Consider the following 16,674-nt stretch of genomic DNA (forward strand, 5'->3'; position numbering starts at 1 on the left):
CTGTGCGACCGCCTGCTGCTAATGGGCCGCCTGGACGAGAAACACGCGTTTACCGGCAAGGACGTGGCCGAAGTGATCAACGAGCTGCAGCAGGAATTCGCGCCCGCGGATCTGCGGATCAACCGGGGAGGGGGAGGTTGATGCCATCCCGGTTCGCGGGTGCACCCATGCTCTGCGTAGTGGGCGCGCGCCCGAACTTCATGAAGATTGCCCCGGTAATCCGGGCCAGGCGGGACGCCAACCCACCTGCGTCACGCTGCGCGAGAACACTGAGCGGCCGATTCCCGCTATAGCAGTTCGGGCATGTGCCGGCCCGGGCGCCCGAAGCACGTCTACCCGCTCATCGTGCCGGGTCGGTCATCAGCGCACGGAAGTAAGCGATCGTGCGGTGCAGACCTTCCTCGAGTTCCGTCACCGGATTCCAATCCAGTATTTTCCGCGCCAGCGTGATGTCGGGTTTCCTCTGCCTCGGGTCGTCGGCTGGCAGTTCTCTGAAAACGATGCGACTTCTGCTTTCCGGAACGAGCTTCAGCACGCGTTCGGCCAGTTCCAGGATCGTGAACTCGCGCGGATTGCCGAGATTGATCGGTCCGGCGAAATCCTGGTCGTTGGTCATCATGAGAAGCAAGCCGCTTACGAGGTCATCGACGTACTGAAAGCTGCGCGTCTGGCCGCCATCCCCATACACAGTGATGTCCTCGCCGCGCAGTGCCTGAACGATGAAATTCGATACAACCCGGCCGTCGTTCGGATGCATGTTCGGGCCGTACGTATTGAAAATCCGGACGACGCGGATCGGCAATTTGAACTGCCGGTAATAATCGAAGAACAGTGTTTCCGCGCAGCGCTTGCCCTCGTCGTAGCAAGCCCGCGGACCGATCGGATTGACCCGTCCCCAGTAGCCTTCCGGCTGCGGATGAACATCCGGGTCGCCGTAGACCTCGCTGGTGGAGGCCTGCAGAATTCTTGCCTTGACACGCTTCGCGAGTCCGAGCATGTTGATAGCACCATGCACCGAGGTCTTGGTAGTCTGGACTGGATCGAACTGGTAATGCACCGGCGAAGCCGGGCAGGCGAGATTGTAGATTTCGTCGACCTCGACGAAGAGCGGAAACGTGATGTCGTGGCGCATGAACTCGAAGTTCGGGTGTGCCAGCAGGTCGCGGATATTGTCTTTGCTGCCGGTGAACAAGTTATCCACGCAAAGCACGTCGTGCCCCCGCTCGAGAAGCTTCCGGCAAAGATGCGATCCGATGAATCCGGCGCCACCGGTTACAAGAATGCCCTTGTTTATCGCGCTCCGCATCGCCTGGTCCCTTCTGATTTCCATCGCAGTGGTCTCGAATCTGCAAAAGTATGCCTCAATTCATCTCCCATCTGAACCCAAAAACGGAACAGCCATTCTGACGGCTCACCCTTGCGATCGGCAGCATAATATTGTCGGTTTTTAGCCCTGCCATTGGACGCGTTGTGTGGCCATTACATAATCGGTAGAGTGACAATGGGTTAAGGTACCATGGGATCAATATTCCTTTGTCAAATGGCGGCGCACAAGAAATAGCGCCTGTTTCAGGCCTAAGGCTATCGTTTCTTTGATTGAAATTGCGAGCAAAAGGCGTCTTTCTGTCTCAATTCTTGAGGATATGGCTGTGCAGAAACTGATGAATGCCGATAAGGCTGTGCTGATGGCTGCTTTTGCCAGGATGGATGTGGTGGCGCTGGCGGTGGCGATGGGGACCGTCTGTGCCATGGGGCTTTTTCTATTGACAGTTACGCTGCTTATCAAAGGCGCGCCTCCAGGCATGCATATCGGGACTCATTTGGGTCTCCTCGGTATCTATCTGCCGGGATATAGCGTCAGTTGGGCTGGCAGCGTGATCGGTGCGGTTTACGCCTCGATCATCGGCGCCCTGATCGGATTTATTTGGGCTGTCTTTTGGAATCTTACGCACTACCTTTACATCATCTTGGTCGTCGTCCGCGCCCACTGGTGGCGTTTGATGGCCGATTGAACCGGGAATGCCGATTCGGTTGTCCCGTAACGGTTGCACGAAAAATTGAAGACACGAAAAATGGGTGAAAGCGCGTCCACTCAAATAGATGAAACTCTTCTACACGCAACGGTCAAGTGGAATACGTTGCTGTTTGCAGGCGCGTGCGGCCTCATGGGCGCCCTGACCTTGTTGTGCGGGACGTATCTTTCGCTATATCGAGGGTTGCCCAACCCCGGCCATTATTTGAACCTGCTGGGGGTATTTCTACCGGGCTACAGAGTCAGCGCCGGAGGCGCGTGGGTTGGATTTCTGTGGGGCGGCTTGATCGGGGCGGTTTCAGGCGCGGTGATTTACCGTATCTACGCGCTCAGCATACGAAAGCAGGTGGCTGATTATTTCGCCGGCGATAAATCCGCGCATGATCTTGAATATGTGATCCTGAAGATATATGGCCATTCCCTCGGCCTCGCGCTGGGCGGCATCGCTGCGCTGGGGGTGCTGATCACGACGAATTGGCTAGTCATTCGCGGTACCGCGGATGAAAGCATTCATGCGCAGCTATTGTCCCACTATCTTCCTGGGTACTCGGTCAGCTTTTCGGGAAGCCTCCTTGGTGCATTGGAGATTTTTGTCATCGTCTACCTGTTCTGTCTGCTGCTGGGCGTGGTTTATAACCGCGTTGTCACCTTGCGGCAAAAAGGTGCGACACCATGAAAAACCCGGGCCATGTAGTAATACTAGGGGCTGGGCCGGCCGGGCTGGCTGCGGGTCATGAATTGAGCATCAACGGCGCAAAAGTGACCGTGTTGGAACGGAACAATTATGTCGGCGGCTTGTGCCGTACCGTAAAATACAAGGGATACAAGTTCGATCTGGGCGGGCATCGTTGGTTTACCAAGAACGAGGATCTTAACACCTGGTTCCGTCGCCTGATGAGCGGCGAGATCGTCATGGTGGACCGCGTCAGCCGCATCTACTATGGCGGCAAATACTTCTTCTACCCGATCCGTTTTTCCGACATCCTGAAGAAAACCGGACCATTCACGATACTGCACGCAGGCCTTGCATTTATGTGGGCCGCTCTCGTGCAAGCGATCACCACCAAGCCGCCGGCCAACATGAAGGAAGCGTACGTCGCGCAGTTTGGCAGCAAGCTGTATGACATGTTTTTCCGCCACTACAGCGAAAAGGTCTGGGGGCGTCCCTGTAAAGAGCTTTCGGCGGATTGGGTATCCCAGCGCAGCAAAGGCCTGTCGATCTGGACGCTGGTGCGGGAGGCGCTGCTGGGCAACAAAAAAGAGGTAACCAGCCTGATCGACAATTTCATGTATCCACGCGATGGTTACGTGCGCATTCCGGAACGCATGGCTGAAGACATACAAGGCCACGGCAATGTGGTGCTGCTCGGCGCGGGAGTGACCAGGCTCATTTACCATGGCCCCAATGATATTGAAGTGTTTTACCAGCAGGATGGCGCGGAGCGTAGCGTGCGTGCGAACGCGGTTCTGTCCACCCTTCCGCTCGGGCTGCTGGTGCAAATGCTGACCCCGGCTTGCGGTAAGGACGTGGCAGATGCGGCGCGCGGCCTGGTATTCCGCGACCTGGTTACCGTTAATGTTATCTTCAAGCGCAAGCAAGTCTCGCCCGATACTTGGCTGTACGTGCAGGACGAGGACGTGTTGTTCGGAAGGCTGCACGAGCCGAAAAACTGGAGCGCCGCAATGGTGCCTGACGACGAGCATACCTCCGTGGTTCTGGAATGTTTTTGCACGCGGGGCGATTCCGTTTGGCAAATGACCGATGAGCAAATTGTGCGGCGGTGCCTGAGAGATCTGGTGGATAAACTGAGATTCGTCCGCGATGAGGATTTCGAGGACGCTGCGGTGGTACGCACGACACACGCTTATCCGGTCTACGATCTTGAATACGCCAGAAAGATCGACACTATCAAGGCATTTCTGCACGATTTCGAGGGGCTGCACATTGTCGGGCGCGGCGGCACTTTCCGCTACAACAACGCGGACCACTCGATTGAGATGGGGCTGCTGCTTGGCCGCAAACTGCTGGGTTATGACGTCGACCACCTCGCCGTGAATACGGAACCGGAATACCAGGAGATAAAGCAGGGCGATGCGATCCAGCGCGATCATTTTACGGATGCGGAATCGTCCTCCGGAGATCAGCCAAAATCCGCGCGAAGCAAACGGCTCGTTGTTGATTGAGTTCGTCCTGCCCGCATCCGAAGTGGTGCCGGCATGCCGAATGCTTACCAGTCTTCCAGCCGACCAATCCAAGCCTTCGACACCGAGCTGACTGCACCGATACTTGTCGAATCCAGCCGCATGATGCTTGTACCGGATAATTCTTCGATCCGGGTAGCCGTGGTGGGCGCGGGCCTGATGGGGCGTTGGCATGCCTATGCCGCGCAACGCCTCGGCGCGGAAGTCGCGGCCATTGTCGATTGCGCACCGGATGCCGCATTGTCCCTGGCGCAAGGCACAGAACGAGCCGCTGTCTTCACTGAAATAGGCGCCATGCTCGAAGCGGTGCGGCCGCACGTCGTGCATATTTGCACCCCCGTGCCCAGCCACTTGCCGTTGACGCTACAGGTGATCGAAGCAGGGGCGCACGCGTTGGTCGAAAAACCGTTGACGCACTTCGCCGCGCAAACTCAAGTATTGCTGCAAAAGGCGCATGAGAAAGGCGTTCATGTTTGCCCGGTGCATCAATTCGGGTTTCAGAGCGGGGTCGCGCGTGCTGCGAAGGCGCTGAATGGCCTGGGCGATGTATTGCACGCGAATTTCACGATCTGCTCGGCGGGCGGCGGGGTAAGAACCGGAGCCGCATTGGACCATATCGTCGGGGATATTCTGCCGCACCCTTTTTCGATTCTTCAGACACTGTGGCCGGGCAATTCCCTTCAGGCGCAAGGCTGGACTGCGAACAGCAGACGCAATGGCGAGTTGCACGTTCAGGGGAGTACGGGCGGAATTGCGGTCAGCCTCTACGTCAGCATGTACGCGCGTCCCACGCGCTGCGATCTGGATATTTTGTGTAGCGGTGGCAGCATCCACCTGAATTTCTTTCATGGATATGCAATTGTTCGGCACGGAAAACCTTCACGCATGGACAAAGTCGCGCAGCCTTTCCTGTTCGCCGGTAAAACTTTTGCTATCGCCGCAATCAATCTGGCGGGACGCGCATTGCGCCGCGAGATGGCTTATCCTGGACTGAGCACCTTAATAGGCCGTTTTTACGCGGCGGCAAGGGGTGCAGACGACAACCCCATTTCAGCGCAGGCCACGCTGGCCGCGGCGATTGTCCGCGAGCATATTATTCAACAGGCGATACCCGGTGTACTGCTTGAATCCGGCAGTGCAGCACCTCGCGTCTGACACGCCTGCGCTGGTCTGCGTCTTTTCGAAACTGTAGAATTCCGTTCGGGATGAAAAGTATCATTGATGGTTTGGGACTTGAAGTAACCGGCGCTGATCACGCGCTCATCGCGGGTGCGTTGTGAGCATCGACCTCTCCATAGTTGTCGCAGTTTGGCAAGACAAGGCAGGCCTCGCGCAGTGCCTGGCGGGATTCCTGCGGCAACTCGATGAAGCATGCGAGTTGATCATCGCCGCGGGTGTCGACCCGCCCGCCGTTCTGCCGGCCGATCCACGACTGCGATGGCTTGCCTGCCCCGAAACATTGCTCATTCCCGAGCTCTGGTCGCGGGGTATGGAGCTCGCTAAAGGACGCCGGGTGGCGATCACGACGGCGCACTTCGAGCCAGCGCCCGACTGGGTGCGCGTCGTGCGCGCCGCGCATGCACGTCTCGACGCCGCGGGGATCGGCGGACCCATCGATGCGCCGCAAGGCGGAAGCGCAAAGGACTGGGGAACCTATTTCCTCCGCTACAGCAACACATTCCATCTTCTCGGAGAGCGCACAGTGGGGGACATCCCCGGAGATAACGCCTCGTACGATGCAGCTGCGCTGCGGAGACATTGGGCCGTGATCGGGCGCGGCTTTTGGGAGCCCGATTATCACCGGCTCATTCTTGCCGAGGGCCGCACGCTCGCGTGGGTGCCCGCGATGCGCGTCACGCAGCGGGCCTCGTACCCGTTCATCACGTTCTGCCGCCAACGGTTGTTGCACGGACGGGAGTTCGGCTCGTCGCGCGTCCGCGAGAAGGCACCCGGTGTGCGGCTCCTCCGTCTTCTTTTGTCGCCGCTCATCCCAGTGGTCTTCCTGACGAAAATCGCGGGGCGCGTGGCAAGGAGCCGCCGCCACCTCGCGCCGTTCGTCTACTGCCTTCCAGTCTTGTTCGTGTTCGTGCTGGTGTGGGCGCTCGGCGAGGCTTGGGGGTATCTCTCGCCGATCCCCGCTGTCGCCGACCAGGGAAGGATCGCTGCATCATGACAGGTCAGAAACCGCTCGTATCGGTCGTCATCGCATCGGTTAACGGAATGCCGTCACTCGGCGAGTGCCTCGAGCACATCGTGCGTCAGCAGGGCGGACACCCCTACGAGGTGCTCGTCGTCGACCGCTGCGGCGAGGCTCTGCGGCAGGATCTCAAGCGCCGCTTTCCGCAGCCGGAGATCCGCGTGCTCGCCGCGCCGGAGGGCACGTCGATCCCGAAGCTCCGCGCCATGGGCATGGCACAGGCGCGCGGCAAAACGATCGCCATTCTCGAGGACCACTGCAACGTCAACCCACGCTGGTTCGACACGATCGCGCGACTTGCGGTCGAGGGGTGCGAGGCGATGGGCGGGCCGGTGAAGAACGGCGCCGTCGACCGGCTCACCGACTGGGCAGTCTATTTTGTCGAGTACGCGCGTTTCATGCCCCCTATCGCCCCGGGCGAGGTCGGGGCGATCGCAGGCAGCAGCGCCGTCTATGACCGCGAGATGCTCGGGCGGCTCGGGCCGGAGCTCGGGCAAGAGGTGTGGGAGCACGTTCTCCACGCGCGAATGCGGGAACTGGGCGTGAAGTTCGTGAACGACCCGGGGCTCGAGGTGGAGCACAAGAAGGTGTTCCCTTTCGGCTACTTCATGTCGCAGCGCTACCACTATTCGCGCTCGTTCGCGGGGATGAGGCTGGAAGGCGCGTCACGGGCGAAACGGATCGCCTACGCGGGCGCGACCGTGCTGCTCCCGCCGCTGCTGCTGTGGCGCATGGCGCGAATTCTCGCGGGCAAAGGCGGGCAGATGAGCCGTTTCGCCGCCGCTCTTCCGCTGCTCCTCGCGTTCATGGCCAGCTACGCGTGGGGCGAGGCGATGGGCGCGCTGACCGGCCCCGGCGACAGCCTCGCGCGGGTGGAGTAACCGTGGCCGAAACGCCGGACCTCTCGATCGTGGTGGCCTCCTGGTCAAGCGACGAATCGCTGGCGCGCTGCCTATCCAGTCTCGCGCCGCAATGGGACGGCGCGGAGGTGATCGTCGCCACGAACCGGCCGGGCGGCGAGTTGGAGCGGCGTTATTCGCGGGTAAGGTTCTTGCGCGGGCCCAAGGGCGCAACCGTATTCCGCTTGCGGACGCTAGGCGCGGATGCAGCGTGTGGTCGACTGGTCGCGCTTTTGGAAGACCACGCGGCAGCGGAAGCCTGTTGGGCCGCCGCGCTCCGTGAAGCGCATCGCGCTGGCCACAGAATCATCGGCGGCCCGGTCGAAAACGGACTTCAGTCGCGTGCCATGGACTGGGCGCTGTACTTCGTCGAATATGGTTCCTACATGCCTCCCATGCGCAAGGGGCCCGCGCCGCGTCTCTCCGGACTCAACATCGCGTACGACCATGAGCTGCTGCACTCCTGCCGCGAGGTATGGGAGGACACATTCCAGGAGAACGAGATCAACGATGCGCTCCGCGCGAAGGGGCACGCGCTCCACCTCGCCCCGGACGCGGTCGTGGAAAGCTTCCTTCCGATGTCGCTGGGTTACGCCATGGGTCACCTGCGCGACGGCGGACGACACTTCGCGCGCTACCGCGCCTCGCGGTGCTCGCGCACGATGCGGCTGGTTTGGGCACTCGCGTCCCCGCTGGTGCCAGCGGTACTTTTCCTGCGGCTCGTGCGCGGGGTCGCATCGCGGCGCCTGGCGCGGCTCGGTCCGCTGGTCCGCGCCCTCCCGTTCCTTGCGCTCGTCCTCGGCGCGTGGGGCTGGGGCGAGGCGACAGGATACTTTGTCGGCGGACGGGAGCGCTGATGCGCATCGGCATCGAGGCGTGCACTTGGGCGAACCGCCGGGGTTACGGACGGTTTACGCGCGAACTCGTCTCAACGATGGTGCACCGGCACCCGGAGCACCACTTCGTCCTGCTGGTGGACAGCCACACCGCGCGCGAGTGCGCCTTTCCCGAAGGCGCCGAGACGCTCATCGTCGAGACCGCGGTACAGCCGACGAAGGCGGCCGCGGCAGACGGTTCGCGGACTCTCCAGGATATCTGGCGGATCAGCCGCGCGGCCTCGGGCGCGCGCTTCGATGCCTTCCTGTTCCCGACGGAATATACCTTTGTCCCGTTATTCGGCCGCACCCCCGCCGTCGTTACGCTGCATGACGCGACGAGCCGAAACCACCCCGAACTGCTGTTCCCGACCTTGCGCGCACGATTGTTCTGGCGACTCAAGACCCGCCTTGCTCTGCATCGCGCCGACCGGCTGGTGACGGTCTCGAACGACGCGCGGCGGCAGATCGCGGCGGCGTACGGGCTCGCGGAATCAGCGATCACCGTCGTAAGCGAGGGTCCGAACGCGATCTTCCGGCCACGGCCCGCCGACCCGGCGCTCGCGCCAGTGCATGCGCGCTATGGCCTCCCGCCCGCCGCTCCACTCGTCCTCTACGTCGGCGGCATCAGCCCGCACAAGAATCTCGAGGCGCTGCTGCGCGCCGCTGCGATCGTGCGGCGGCAGGAGCCGGGTCCTTGGCACCTAGTACTCGTCGGCGACTACCACGGCGACAGTTTCCTGGGGTGCTACAACGAGCTGACCAGGCAGGTGCGCGCGCTCGGGCTCGGCGATCGTGTCACGTTTACCGGCTTCGTCCCGGACGAGCACCTCGTCGTCCTCTATAACGCCGCGACGATGCTCGTGCTCCCCTCCAAGGGCGAAGGGTTTGGGCTTCCCGTCGTCGAGGCGATGGCGTGCGGACTTCCGGTCGCTGCGAGCGATCGCAACTCGCTCCCGGAGGTCCTCGGCGGTGCGGGGCTGCTGTTCGATCCCGACTCGGACGACGCGATCGCGGACTGCATCGGTAGACTGCTGCGCGAGCCCGCGCTTCGCGCGGACCTCCGCCTGCGTGGGCTTGCCCGCGCCAAGGCGTACTCGTGGGACGAAGGCGCCGACACCATGCTGCACGTACTCGAGGAGGCGGCCGCGAAACGATGAGCGCTGCACTGCGGTTCTGCCTGGTGACGACGTTCTACCCGCCGTACCACTTCGGTGGCGACGGGGTGTTCGTGCATCGGCTTGCGCGTGCCCTTGCGGCGCGGGGTCACGCGGTCGACGTTGTGCATTCGGTTGACGCCTACCGGCTTGCAAGCGCCACCCCCCACGAGGGCTTCGCCGAGACGCCGGGGGTGTGCCGGCTACCGCTGTGCACGCCCTTGCCCTTCCTTTCGACGCTTGCCTCCCACCAGCTCGGGAGCCCCGGGCCGTACCGCCGCCGCCTGCGCGAGATCCTGGCCCCAGGGCGGTACGACGTGATCCATTTTCACAACGTCTCGCTCGTCGGCGGCCCGGAGGTGCTGTGCTACGGCGACGGCGTCAAGCTCTACACCGCGCACGAATACTGGCTCGTCTGCCCCACCCACGTTCTGTTCAAGTTCGATCGGGAGGCGTGCCGCGAGAAGGAATGCCTGCGCTGCACGCTCCGCGCCCGCCGCCCGCCGCAGCTTTGGCGGTCGATGGCGCGTGTCAACCGCTGCGTCGCCCGGCTCGACCGCCTTCTCATGCCGAGCCGGTTCGCCATGCAACGGCACAGCGACGACGGCGTCGTGGCGGCGATGGAGGTGTTACCGAGCTTCGTGCCGGTGCCGCGCGAGAAGCCGCAACGCGCCGACGGGCGCGACCTGAGCTTCCTGTTTGTCGGGCGCCTCGAGAAGCTGAAGGGGCTCCAGGAACTGTTTCCGATGCTGCACGGCTTTCCAGAGGCGCGTCTGCGCGTTGCCGGGACCGGATCGTACGAGGCCGAGCTGCGCCGCCTCGCGTCCGATCTGCCGAACGTCGAATTCCTCGGACAGGTGCACCCGTCACGCGTAGCCGAGCTGTACCGCGGCGCGCTCGCGGTCGTCGTGCCGTCGCTTTGCTACGAGGTGTTTCCGCTGGCCGTGGCGGAGGCGCTCGCGCACGGCGTCCCGGTCGTCGCGCGCCGCATCGGCGCGATCACGGAAGTCATCGAGGAAAGCGGCGGCGGACTGCTGTTCGACACGCTCGCGGAGTGCCGCCTGGCGATGCAGCGGCTGATCTCGTCGCCTGCGCTGCGCGCGGAACTCGGCGACGGCGGACGCCGCGTCGCGCTCGAGCGATGGACCGAGGAGGCGCACCTGAAGCAGTATCTGGAACTCATCCGGCGCGTCATCGAAGATCGCGCCGCTTCGCGTCACCCTACACGATAAGGACCGGACCACTATGCAATCCCCCTGGACCCCCCAGCGCCCCTTGCGCGTCGGCCTCATCGGCGCGGGCTTCATCGGAAAGATGCGCGCACAGGCGCTCGCGAAGATGCCGGAGATGTTCAGGCTCACGGCGGTTGCGGACGCGCGCGCGGACCTCGCGCGGGCGCTCGCCGGCGCGGGCGCGAAAAGCGGCACCGACCCGGTTGCGCTTGCGCTCGATCCGGAGGTGGACGCGGTCATCCTCTCGACGCCGCCGTCGTCGCACGGCGAACTCGGCCTCGCTTGCCTTCGTGCCGGGAAGCACCTCCTCGTGGAGAAGCCCCTCGCCTCGACAGTGCGCGAATGCGAGGAGCTGGTCGAGGCCGCCGAGAAAGCCGGCGTCTGCCTCGCCACCGGGTTCACACTCCGCCAGACTCCTGCGGCGCGGTTGGCGAAGCAACTCGTGGCGGAGGGCGCGGTCGGCGAGGTGGACCACATCCGCGCCTTCCACGGCCACAAGGGGGGCAAGGACTTCGGCCCCGCGTGGATCACCGAGCGTTCCATGACGGGCGGCGGAACGCTGATGGATAACGGCATCCACATGATCGATCTCGCGCGCTGGTTCCTCGGGGAGGTCGACACGTTCATGGGGCTCTCGTCGAACCACTCGTGGCGAAAGCCCGGCTGTGAGGACAACGGGTTCGTGCTGATGCGAAGTGCGGCCGGACGCATCGCGTCGGTACAAAGTTCGTGGACTGAGTGGCGCGGCTATGGTTGGCGCATGGAGATCTTCGGCACCTCGGGCGCGATTCGCTTCGGCTTTCCGCCGCTGTGGCTCACGCTCTGGCGCGGCACGCCCGGCGAAAAGATGAAAGCAAAGCACTACCCGTTTCCCGTGTATCAAGCAAAGGAGCGCCTCAAGGGTTGGCAGTGGAGCTTCGTCGAGACGCTGGTGGGAGACCAGCGCGACTGGGGCGAGGCAATCTGCGCGGGCAAGTCCGCACCCGCAAGTGGGCGCGATGGTTTGGAGGCGGTGCGTATCGCGCTCTGCACCCAGTTCGAGGCGACGTCATGAATCCACCATCGCGGATTCCCATCCTCACTTACCACTCGATCGATCGGAGTGGTTCGGTGCTTTCGGTTGCCCCTGCGGACTTTCGCGAACACATGCGGTTACTCGCGCGAAACGGCTTCAACGGAATCCGGTTCGATCGGCTGATCGATGCCCTGAACGGAAATGCGGTGCTCCCGCCAAACCCGGTCGTGCTCACCTTCGACGATGCTTACGCTAACTTCCAGGAGCACGCGCTGCCAGCCTTGCGGGATGCGGGCTTTGGCGCAACGCTCTTCGTTGTTGCGGGGCTCGTCGGCAAGTCGAACGAGTGGCCAGGGCAGGGGCCTTCGATTCCGCGCATGCCGCTTCTCGATTGGCCGGCGCTACGCGAGATCGCACAAGCGGGTATCGAGATCGGCAGCCACACGTTTACGCATCCGCGTCTCGATCGAACGCGCGCGGACCAGCTCGAGCAAGAAATCGCCGGATCGCGTCGCGCGCTGGAGGACGGCGCCGCCGCGCCTGTCACCACGTTTGCCTACCCCTTCGGCGCGCACTCCCCGGCCAGCGTGGCGATCGTCCGCGCGCATTACCGTGCCGCATGCACGACGCGCATGGCGGCCACCCGCCCCACTCATGATCGTCATTTACTGCCACGCGTAGACGCTTATTACCTGCGCGAACCGCGCCGTTTCGCGCGTTTGGGAACTCCGCTCGGCGGCATGTACCTCGGAGCGCGCGCGCTCGGCCGTGCCGCCCGTGCGTTCCTGATACGGTCGTAATTACCTCCATGTTTGAAAAGCGCAACGACGCCACCAGCTACGACGCGTAGAAGCTCGAATGGTTGTAGCGCGGCGCGCCGATCACCCCCGGCCGCCGCCCGGGTCCGTAGCTTGCGGGATCATCTGCACGATTGCGCGATCCGGCCGGCGATGGACTTGGCGAACTTGAGCGATCCGCCTTCCGAGAAATGGCCGTTATCAGCGAAGTCTGCGTCGGAAAAGCTGTCCACATCGGCGTCGATATACACGGCATCGATGCTTAGCGCGAGTGCTTGCAGAAGCGAGTTGAAATGCGCCTGCAGCGGCCACACGTCCTTGTCCCGCACCAGGGGCAGCCAGCCGTACACGCGATCCGATTTGAGTTTTTCCCGGTTCAGGATCTGGCCGATGAAGATCGATTTCGTTCCGCGTCCTTTGTTGAGGGCGACGATGCTTGAGATATTCGCGAGGAAAATGGCCTCCAGGCGCGGGTCGGTCCCCGATTTTGGAGTCAGGGCATAACGGGGCGGGGGCGGGACCGTATCCACCACCGATTTCAGGTACGGAATCAGAACACTCAGGAGGGGGCTGAATTCCGACCCCTGGCGCTGTAGGAAATTGCGCCGCTGGTCGGGCAGATGATAGTTCGCATAAGCATTGTCCAGGTCGGGCAAGTGCGCGCTCCTGATGTCGTTCCAGCCGACGTAGTAGACCGCGCACGCGGGCGATCGCCCCAGTTTGTTCGAGTAGAAAGCCGTCTGAATCACATGCTCGACCGTGCTGTAGCCGGGTACACCGAAATTCAGGACCAGGTAGCCGTCTCCGAGTTCCCGCTCCAACTGTTCCGGCCAGGTCTTGCCGTTGGGCACGCGGGTATCGTAGGTTGTCGAGCCGCCGTAGACGTTGATCAATGTTGTCCTGCCCTGTTGCAATGGCGTTGGTTCGGCGCCTCTCAGGCCCAGGGAGTTGTGGCGGACAAGCCTGCCCTTTGAGCTGGTAAAGTTGGGGACCGGAACGATTTGCAGCAGGGGGTGGTACATGAATCTCACCTCCTTGCCGAGATGCACGTCGGGCGGCATCAAGGATCTGCCCAGCCCGGCGCGCGCTAGCAGGTCGCTGCCGATGCCCAGGCCCAGCTCAAGCGAAGCCAGCGCGATGCACAACCATGACAGGGCGCTCCTGCGGCTCGCCAATGATGCCACCAGAAATGCCAGTCCGACGCAAGCGAGAAACCAGAAGCGCTGCGATCCGAATCCGAGCTCGTCGATCGAAAAATACGCCACCGCGGTGAGCATCGATGCAGCCGCGCCCAGGCATCCGAGGAGAAATGGGACGGCGACCCGGAAGTCGTATGGGGCGGAAAGGCCATAGTGCATTCGAACGATGTTCCAGCTCATATCAAAACTTCCGCACGCTTCTCGTTCATGATCTCATGCCGATTTTGGTCGTTAGGTTTAAGACATCCCGATCATGCCCCTTCGGGACCGGAACCAGCGTCAAGCGTCCGTCCCGCTCTTCTCGGTTTCGATTAGATCCAAAAAACGTTCTTCATCCTTCAGACCCCAACCGAAGATCGGTGAGCCGCCATACAGCTCCCCCGGCTTGCGATAAGTATATGACAACCAATCGCCGCTTCCCCCTCCTGAGGCACTCTGACGCGGGAGGCGTAGGGCGGGCAAGGAGTGTCTCACGCGCGAGTAGCCATCAATCATAGGGCCTGCCGGGAGACGCTTTTGTGCTAGCCTCCCGAGTGCATGGATGCGAAAGATAACCTGCAGCACGGCCAAGCGCGCGGCTCGTCCGCAATGCTGTATCCGGGCCTGGCGATCGTGTCGGCCGCGACGTTGCTCCTCGAGCTCGTCCTCACGCGCATTTTCGACGTGATCCTGCAGTCGAATCTGTCGTACCTCGTTGTGTCGAGTGCGATCTTCGGTTTCGGTTTGGGTGGCATCATCCTGATGCTCTGGCCGATGGCAGCCGTTGCGACCGAGCGGCTCGCCGCGCGCGCCTCGCTGGCGTTCGCCGCGTGCGTCCTCGCGCTCATCCCGCTGCTGACGTTACTTCCTTTCGATCTCAAGAGGCTCGTTGAAGAACCCTGGGGGCAGTTGCCGCTGCTGTTGATCCTGTACGCCGGTGTCCTCGCGCCATTTCTTGCCTCCGGTCTGGTGATCTCGATTGTGCTCACTCGGTACGCCTCCCGTGTCCACCGCCTGTATTTCTGGGACCTCACGGGGGCGGGTGTCGGCTGCGTCAGCATCTTCTTCCTGCCGACGCTCATCGGCGCCGGGCGCACGATGATCGTCGTCGCCGCGCTCGCCACACTCAGCGCATGGCTCTTCGGCGGCCGCGGGTTCCGGGGACGCGACCGTGTCGCGTTTGCGGCCATGGTGGTGTTTCTCGTGGTTGCGGTGCTTGCAGGCGACGTCGAGTTCCAGGCCTTCGCACTGAAGCGGGGCGCGCTGCTCGGCTCACGGGAGCACGCGGAGTGGTCTCGGTGGGATCCCGTCTCCAAAATCGACGTCATTGATGAGGGCTCTGGTTTTCGCAAGCGCGTCGCGTACGACGGCGGCGCGCAGAGCTCCAGCTTCTTTCAGTTTGATGGCGATTTCGAAAACGCGCGCCGGCATTACTTCGATATCGTCGGCCAACAGCCGCGGTACAACTCAGGCCGGTACGTCGCGCTGGCGCACTGGCTCGAGCGCGATCGCTCGCCGCGCACGCTTGTGATCGGGAGCGCCGGCGGCCAGGAGACGCTTGCGGCGCTGACGTGGGGGAGCCGGCATGTGGATGCTGTAGAGATGGTGTGTGCCGTCATCGAGGCGGCGCGTGGCCCCTACGCCAACTTCATCGGGCGGATCTTCGACGATCCTCGAGTGAGGACCGTGTGCGAGGAGGGACGCAGCTTCCTTCGCCACACGGACGAGCGGTACGACATCATCCAGATGCACAGCAATCACACGACCGCGTCGATCGCGAACGGCGCGAGAGGAGTGAATCCCGTCTACCTTCAGACGGTGGAGGCTTACGAGGAATACTTCTCGCACCTCACGGACGATGGCATCCTCCAGATCAACTATTTCGTGTATCCGCGGATGCTGACGACCGCCGCGGCCGCCTGGGCGCGCCTGTTTCCTGGCGATGATTTCAAGCAGCATCTGGTGATCACGTCGGGTTATGTCTCGATGACGACGTTCCTGGTCAAGCGGTCACCCTGGACGGCCGGCGAGATCGCCGAGATTCGCACGTTTCTGAGTCCCGATTTCGCTGCCGAGCCGCGTTGGAATTACCAGCTCCTCTTCGCACCCGGCCAGCCGGAAGAGCGGAACATCCCGGGCGAGTTCTTCGACGTGCCTGTCCCACCGGCGCTCGAGGCGCGGCTCCCGTACCGCATCGCGCCGCCGACCGACAACAAGCCGTTCTTTCGAGATCTGCGACAGGTCGTTCAGAAGCTCGTGCCCGACGAACAGGGCTACGTCCCGGAAATGACGGCGCAGTTCCTGAACGCCAGCCTGCGAGGTTGGCTGCCGCTGGAGAAGGCGCACCTGTACGCGCTCGGCGGATTGTCTCTTGTCTCATCCATGTTCTTCGTCTTCGTTCCGCTCGTGTGGGTACGGCAAAGGGGGCTGCGCCAAGCAGAGAGGCTGCCCGCGCTCCTGTATTTCTCTTGTCTCGGCCTGGGCTTCGTCATCGTCGAGCTGGTGCTTTTGTTCAAGTGCGTGCTGATTGTCGGCCACCCGATCAGGTCGATGGCGACGGTGCTCTTCACGCTTCTGGTCGCCGCGGGTGCCGGCAGCCGGGCGTCCGAGCGACTGTCCCGCTCGGTCGGGCGAGCGGCGATCCTGATCATTCCTGTCTTCGCGGTTGTCGCGGTGGCGTTCGTGCTCGGGTTTCCGTACATCGCCCGAGCGGCCCTCAGTCTAGGGCAGGTGAAGCGGATCCTCCTCACGGGCGCGTGTCTGGTGCCGCTCGGGATGGCTCTCGGCATGCCGTTCCCGCTCGGCATCGAAGCGCTCCGTTCCCGTTCGCCGGACCTGATCCCCTGGGCGTGGGGCATGAACGGCTTCATGACCGTGGTCGGCTCGCTCGTCGCGATTGTCGCGTCGATGCGCCTCGGCTTCGACGCGACGCTCTTCCTCGCGATCGGCTTCTACCTGGTCGCGTTCTTCGCCTATCTCGCGCTTACCCGATCGCGCGGAGCGCAGACACCGCCCATTAGCCGACGGGAGGAGGTATAACCGAATCCGGCGTAGTCAATTTCCTCAGCGGTTCACTGAACCATGCGCGCA

Annotated in this window: 15 protein-coding genes; 13 read left to right on the top strand and 2 right to left on the bottom strand. The window is 62.7% G+C overall.

Annotated features, from left to right (window positions below; all coding sequences use genetic code 11):
• Positions 1-141, top strand: a 141-nt coding sequence (locus HY067_16580; GenBank protein MBI3529570.1) for an ATPase, incomplete at its 5' end; no start/stop codon positions are given.
• A gap of 199 nt (positions 142-340) precedes the next feature.
• Here HY067_16580 and HY067_16585 read toward each other — a convergent pair.
• A complete protein-coding gene (locus HY067_16585) occupies positions 341-1,306 on the bottom strand; it encodes an SDR family oxidoreductase (GenBank protein MBI3529571.1) in 966 nt (321 codons plus the stop codon).
• A 286-nt stretch (positions 1,307-1,592) separates the two neighbouring features.
• On the opposite strand from HY067_16585, the gene HY067_16590 reads away from it, so the two are divergent.
• The 11 genes from HY067_16590 to HY067_16640 all read left to right on the top strand — a co-directional run bounded on the left by HY067_16590 (position 1,593) and on the right by HY067_16640 (position 12,409).
• Positions 1,593-2,012 carry a hypothetical protein gene (locus HY067_16590; GenBank protein ID MBI3529572.1) on the top strand — a complete coding sequence of 140 codons (420 nt, stop codon included), beginning with the start codon at positions 1,593-1,595 and terminating at the stop codon, positions 2,010-2,012.
• A gap of 60 nt (positions 2,013-2,072) precedes the next feature.
• Positions 2,073-2,708: a hypothetical protein gene (locus HY067_16595; protein MBI3529573.1), complete on the top strand. Its 636-nt coding sequence runs from the start codon at positions 2,073-2,075 to the stop codon at positions 2,706-2,708.
• Entirely contained in the window at positions 2,705-4,216 is a 1,512-nt protein-coding gene (locus HY067_16600) for an FAD-dependent oxidoreductase (protein ID MBI3529574.1), read from the top strand. The genes HY067_16595 and HY067_16600 overlap by 4 nt, the downstream gene beginning before the upstream one ends.
• A gap of 33 nt (positions 4,217-4,249) precedes the next feature.
• A complete protein-coding gene (locus HY067_16605; protein MBI3529575.1) occupies positions 4,250-5,389 on the top strand; it encodes a Gfo/Idh/MocA family oxidoreductase in 1,140 nt (379 codons plus the stop codon).
• Between the two features lie 121 nt (positions 5,390-5,510).
• The gene (locus tag HY067_16610) at positions 5,511-6,407 is read left to right on the top strand and encodes a glycosyltransferase (GenBank protein MBI3529576.1); all 897 of its coding nucleotides are present in this window, start codon (positions 5,511-5,513) and stop codon (positions 6,405-6,407) included.
• On the top strand, positions 6,404-7,312 hold the full coding sequence (locus HY067_16615; protein MBI3529577.1) for a glycosyltransferase: 909 nt from the start codon (positions 6,404-6,406) through the stop codon (positions 7,310-7,312). The genes HY067_16610 and HY067_16615 overlap by 4 nt, the downstream gene beginning before the upstream one ends.
• A gap of 29 nt (positions 7,313-7,341) precedes the next feature.
• Positions 7,342-8,187 carry a hypothetical protein gene (locus tag HY067_16620; protein MBI3529578.1) on the top strand — a complete coding sequence of 282 codons (846 nt, stop codon included), beginning with the start codon at positions 7,342-7,344 and terminating at the stop codon, positions 8,185-8,187.
• Positions 8,187-9,365: a glycosyltransferase family 4 protein gene (locus tag HY067_16625; protein ID MBI3529579.1), complete on the top strand. Its 1,179-nt coding sequence runs from the start codon at positions 8,187-8,189 to the stop codon at positions 9,363-9,365. Before HY067_16620 ends, HY067_16625 begins: the two co-directional genes overlap by 1 nt.
• A complete protein-coding gene (locus tag HY067_16630; GenBank protein ID MBI3529580.1) occupies positions 9,362-10,594 on the top strand; it encodes a glycosyltransferase family 4 protein in 1,233 nt (410 codons plus the stop codon). The genes HY067_16625 and HY067_16630 overlap by 4 nt, the downstream gene beginning before the upstream one ends.
• 13 nt (positions 10,595-10,607) lie before the next feature.
• On the top strand, positions 10,608-11,648 hold the full coding sequence (locus HY067_16635) for a Gfo/Idh/MocA family oxidoreductase (GenBank protein MBI3529581.1): 1,041 nt from the start codon (positions 10,608-10,610) through the stop codon (positions 11,646-11,648).
• Positions 11,645-12,409, top strand: a complete 765-nt coding sequence (locus tag HY067_16640) for a polysaccharide deacetylase family protein (protein MBI3529582.1) — start codon at positions 11,645-11,647, stop codon at positions 12,407-12,409. The genes HY067_16635 and HY067_16640 overlap by 4 nt, the downstream gene beginning before the upstream one ends.
• A gap of 119 nt (positions 12,410-12,528) precedes the next feature.
• On the opposite strand, the gene HY067_16645 is transcribed toward HY067_16640, so the two are convergent.
• Positions 12,529-13,785, bottom strand: coding sequence for a hypothetical protein (locus HY067_16645; GenBank protein MBI3529583.1), 1,257 nt, complete (start codon positions 13,783-13,785; stop codon positions 12,529-12,531).
• A 357-nt stretch (positions 13,786-14,142) separates the two neighbouring features.
• Here HY067_16645 and HY067_16650 point away from each other — a divergent pair, with 357 nt between their 5' ends.
• On the top strand, positions 14,143-16,623 hold the full coding sequence (locus tag HY067_16650; protein ID MBI3529584.1) for a hypothetical protein: 2,481 nt from the start codon (positions 14,143-14,145) through the stop codon (positions 16,621-16,623).
• Positions 16,624-16,674: the final 51 nt, after the last annotated feature.

This window comes from Betaproteobacteria bacterium, from assembly GCA_016194905.1.
Lineage (GTDB): Bacteria > Pseudomonadota > Gammaproteobacteria > Burkholderiales > JACQAP01 > JACQAP01.

What these genes read in the sequence shown, in the direction of transcription:
- HY067_16585 (MBI3529571.1), bottom strand. Translation starts at nt 1,306, where the DNA reads ATGCGGAGCGCGATAAACAAGGGCATTCTTGTAACCGGTGGCGCCGGA.
- HY067_16595 (MBI3529573.1), top strand. Translation starts at nt 2,073, where the DNA reads ATGGGTGAAAGCGCGTCCACTCAAATAGATGAAACTCTTCTACACGCA.
- HY067_16600 (MBI3529574.1), top strand. Translation starts at nt 2,705, where the DNA reads ATGAAAAACCCGGGCCATGTAGTAATACTAGGGGCTGGGCCGGCCGGG.
- HY067_16605 (MBI3529575.1), top strand. Translation starts at nt 4,250, where the DNA reads ATGCCGAATGCTTACCAGTCTTCCAGCCGACCAATCCAAGCCTTCGAC.
- HY067_16615 (MBI3529577.1), top strand. Translation starts at nt 6,404, where the DNA reads ATGACAGGTCAGAAACCGCTCGTATCGGTCGTCATCGCATCGGTTAAC.
- HY067_16625 (MBI3529579.1), top strand. Translation starts at nt 8,187, where the DNA reads ATGCGCATCGGCATCGAGGCGTGCACTTGGGCGAACCGCCGGGGTTAC.
- HY067_16630 (MBI3529580.1), top strand. Translation starts at nt 9,362, where the DNA reads ATGAGCGCTGCACTGCGGTTCTGCCTGGTGACGACGTTCTACCCGCCG.
- HY067_16635 (MBI3529581.1), top strand. Translation starts at nt 10,608, where the DNA reads ATGCAATCCCCCTGGACCCCCCAGCGCCCCTTGCGCGTCGGCCTCATC.
- HY067_16640 (MBI3529582.1), top strand. Translation starts at nt 11,645, where the DNA reads ATGAATCCACCATCGCGGATTCCCATCCTCACTTACCACTCGATCGAT.
- HY067_16645 (MBI3529583.1), bottom strand. Translation starts at nt 13,785, where the DNA reads ATGAGCTGGAACATCGTTCGAATGCACTATGGCCTTTCCGCCCCATAC.
- HY067_16650 (MBI3529584.1), top strand. Translation starts at nt 14,143, where the DNA reads ATGGATGCGAAAGATAACCTGCAGCACGGCCAAGCGCGCGGCTCGTCC.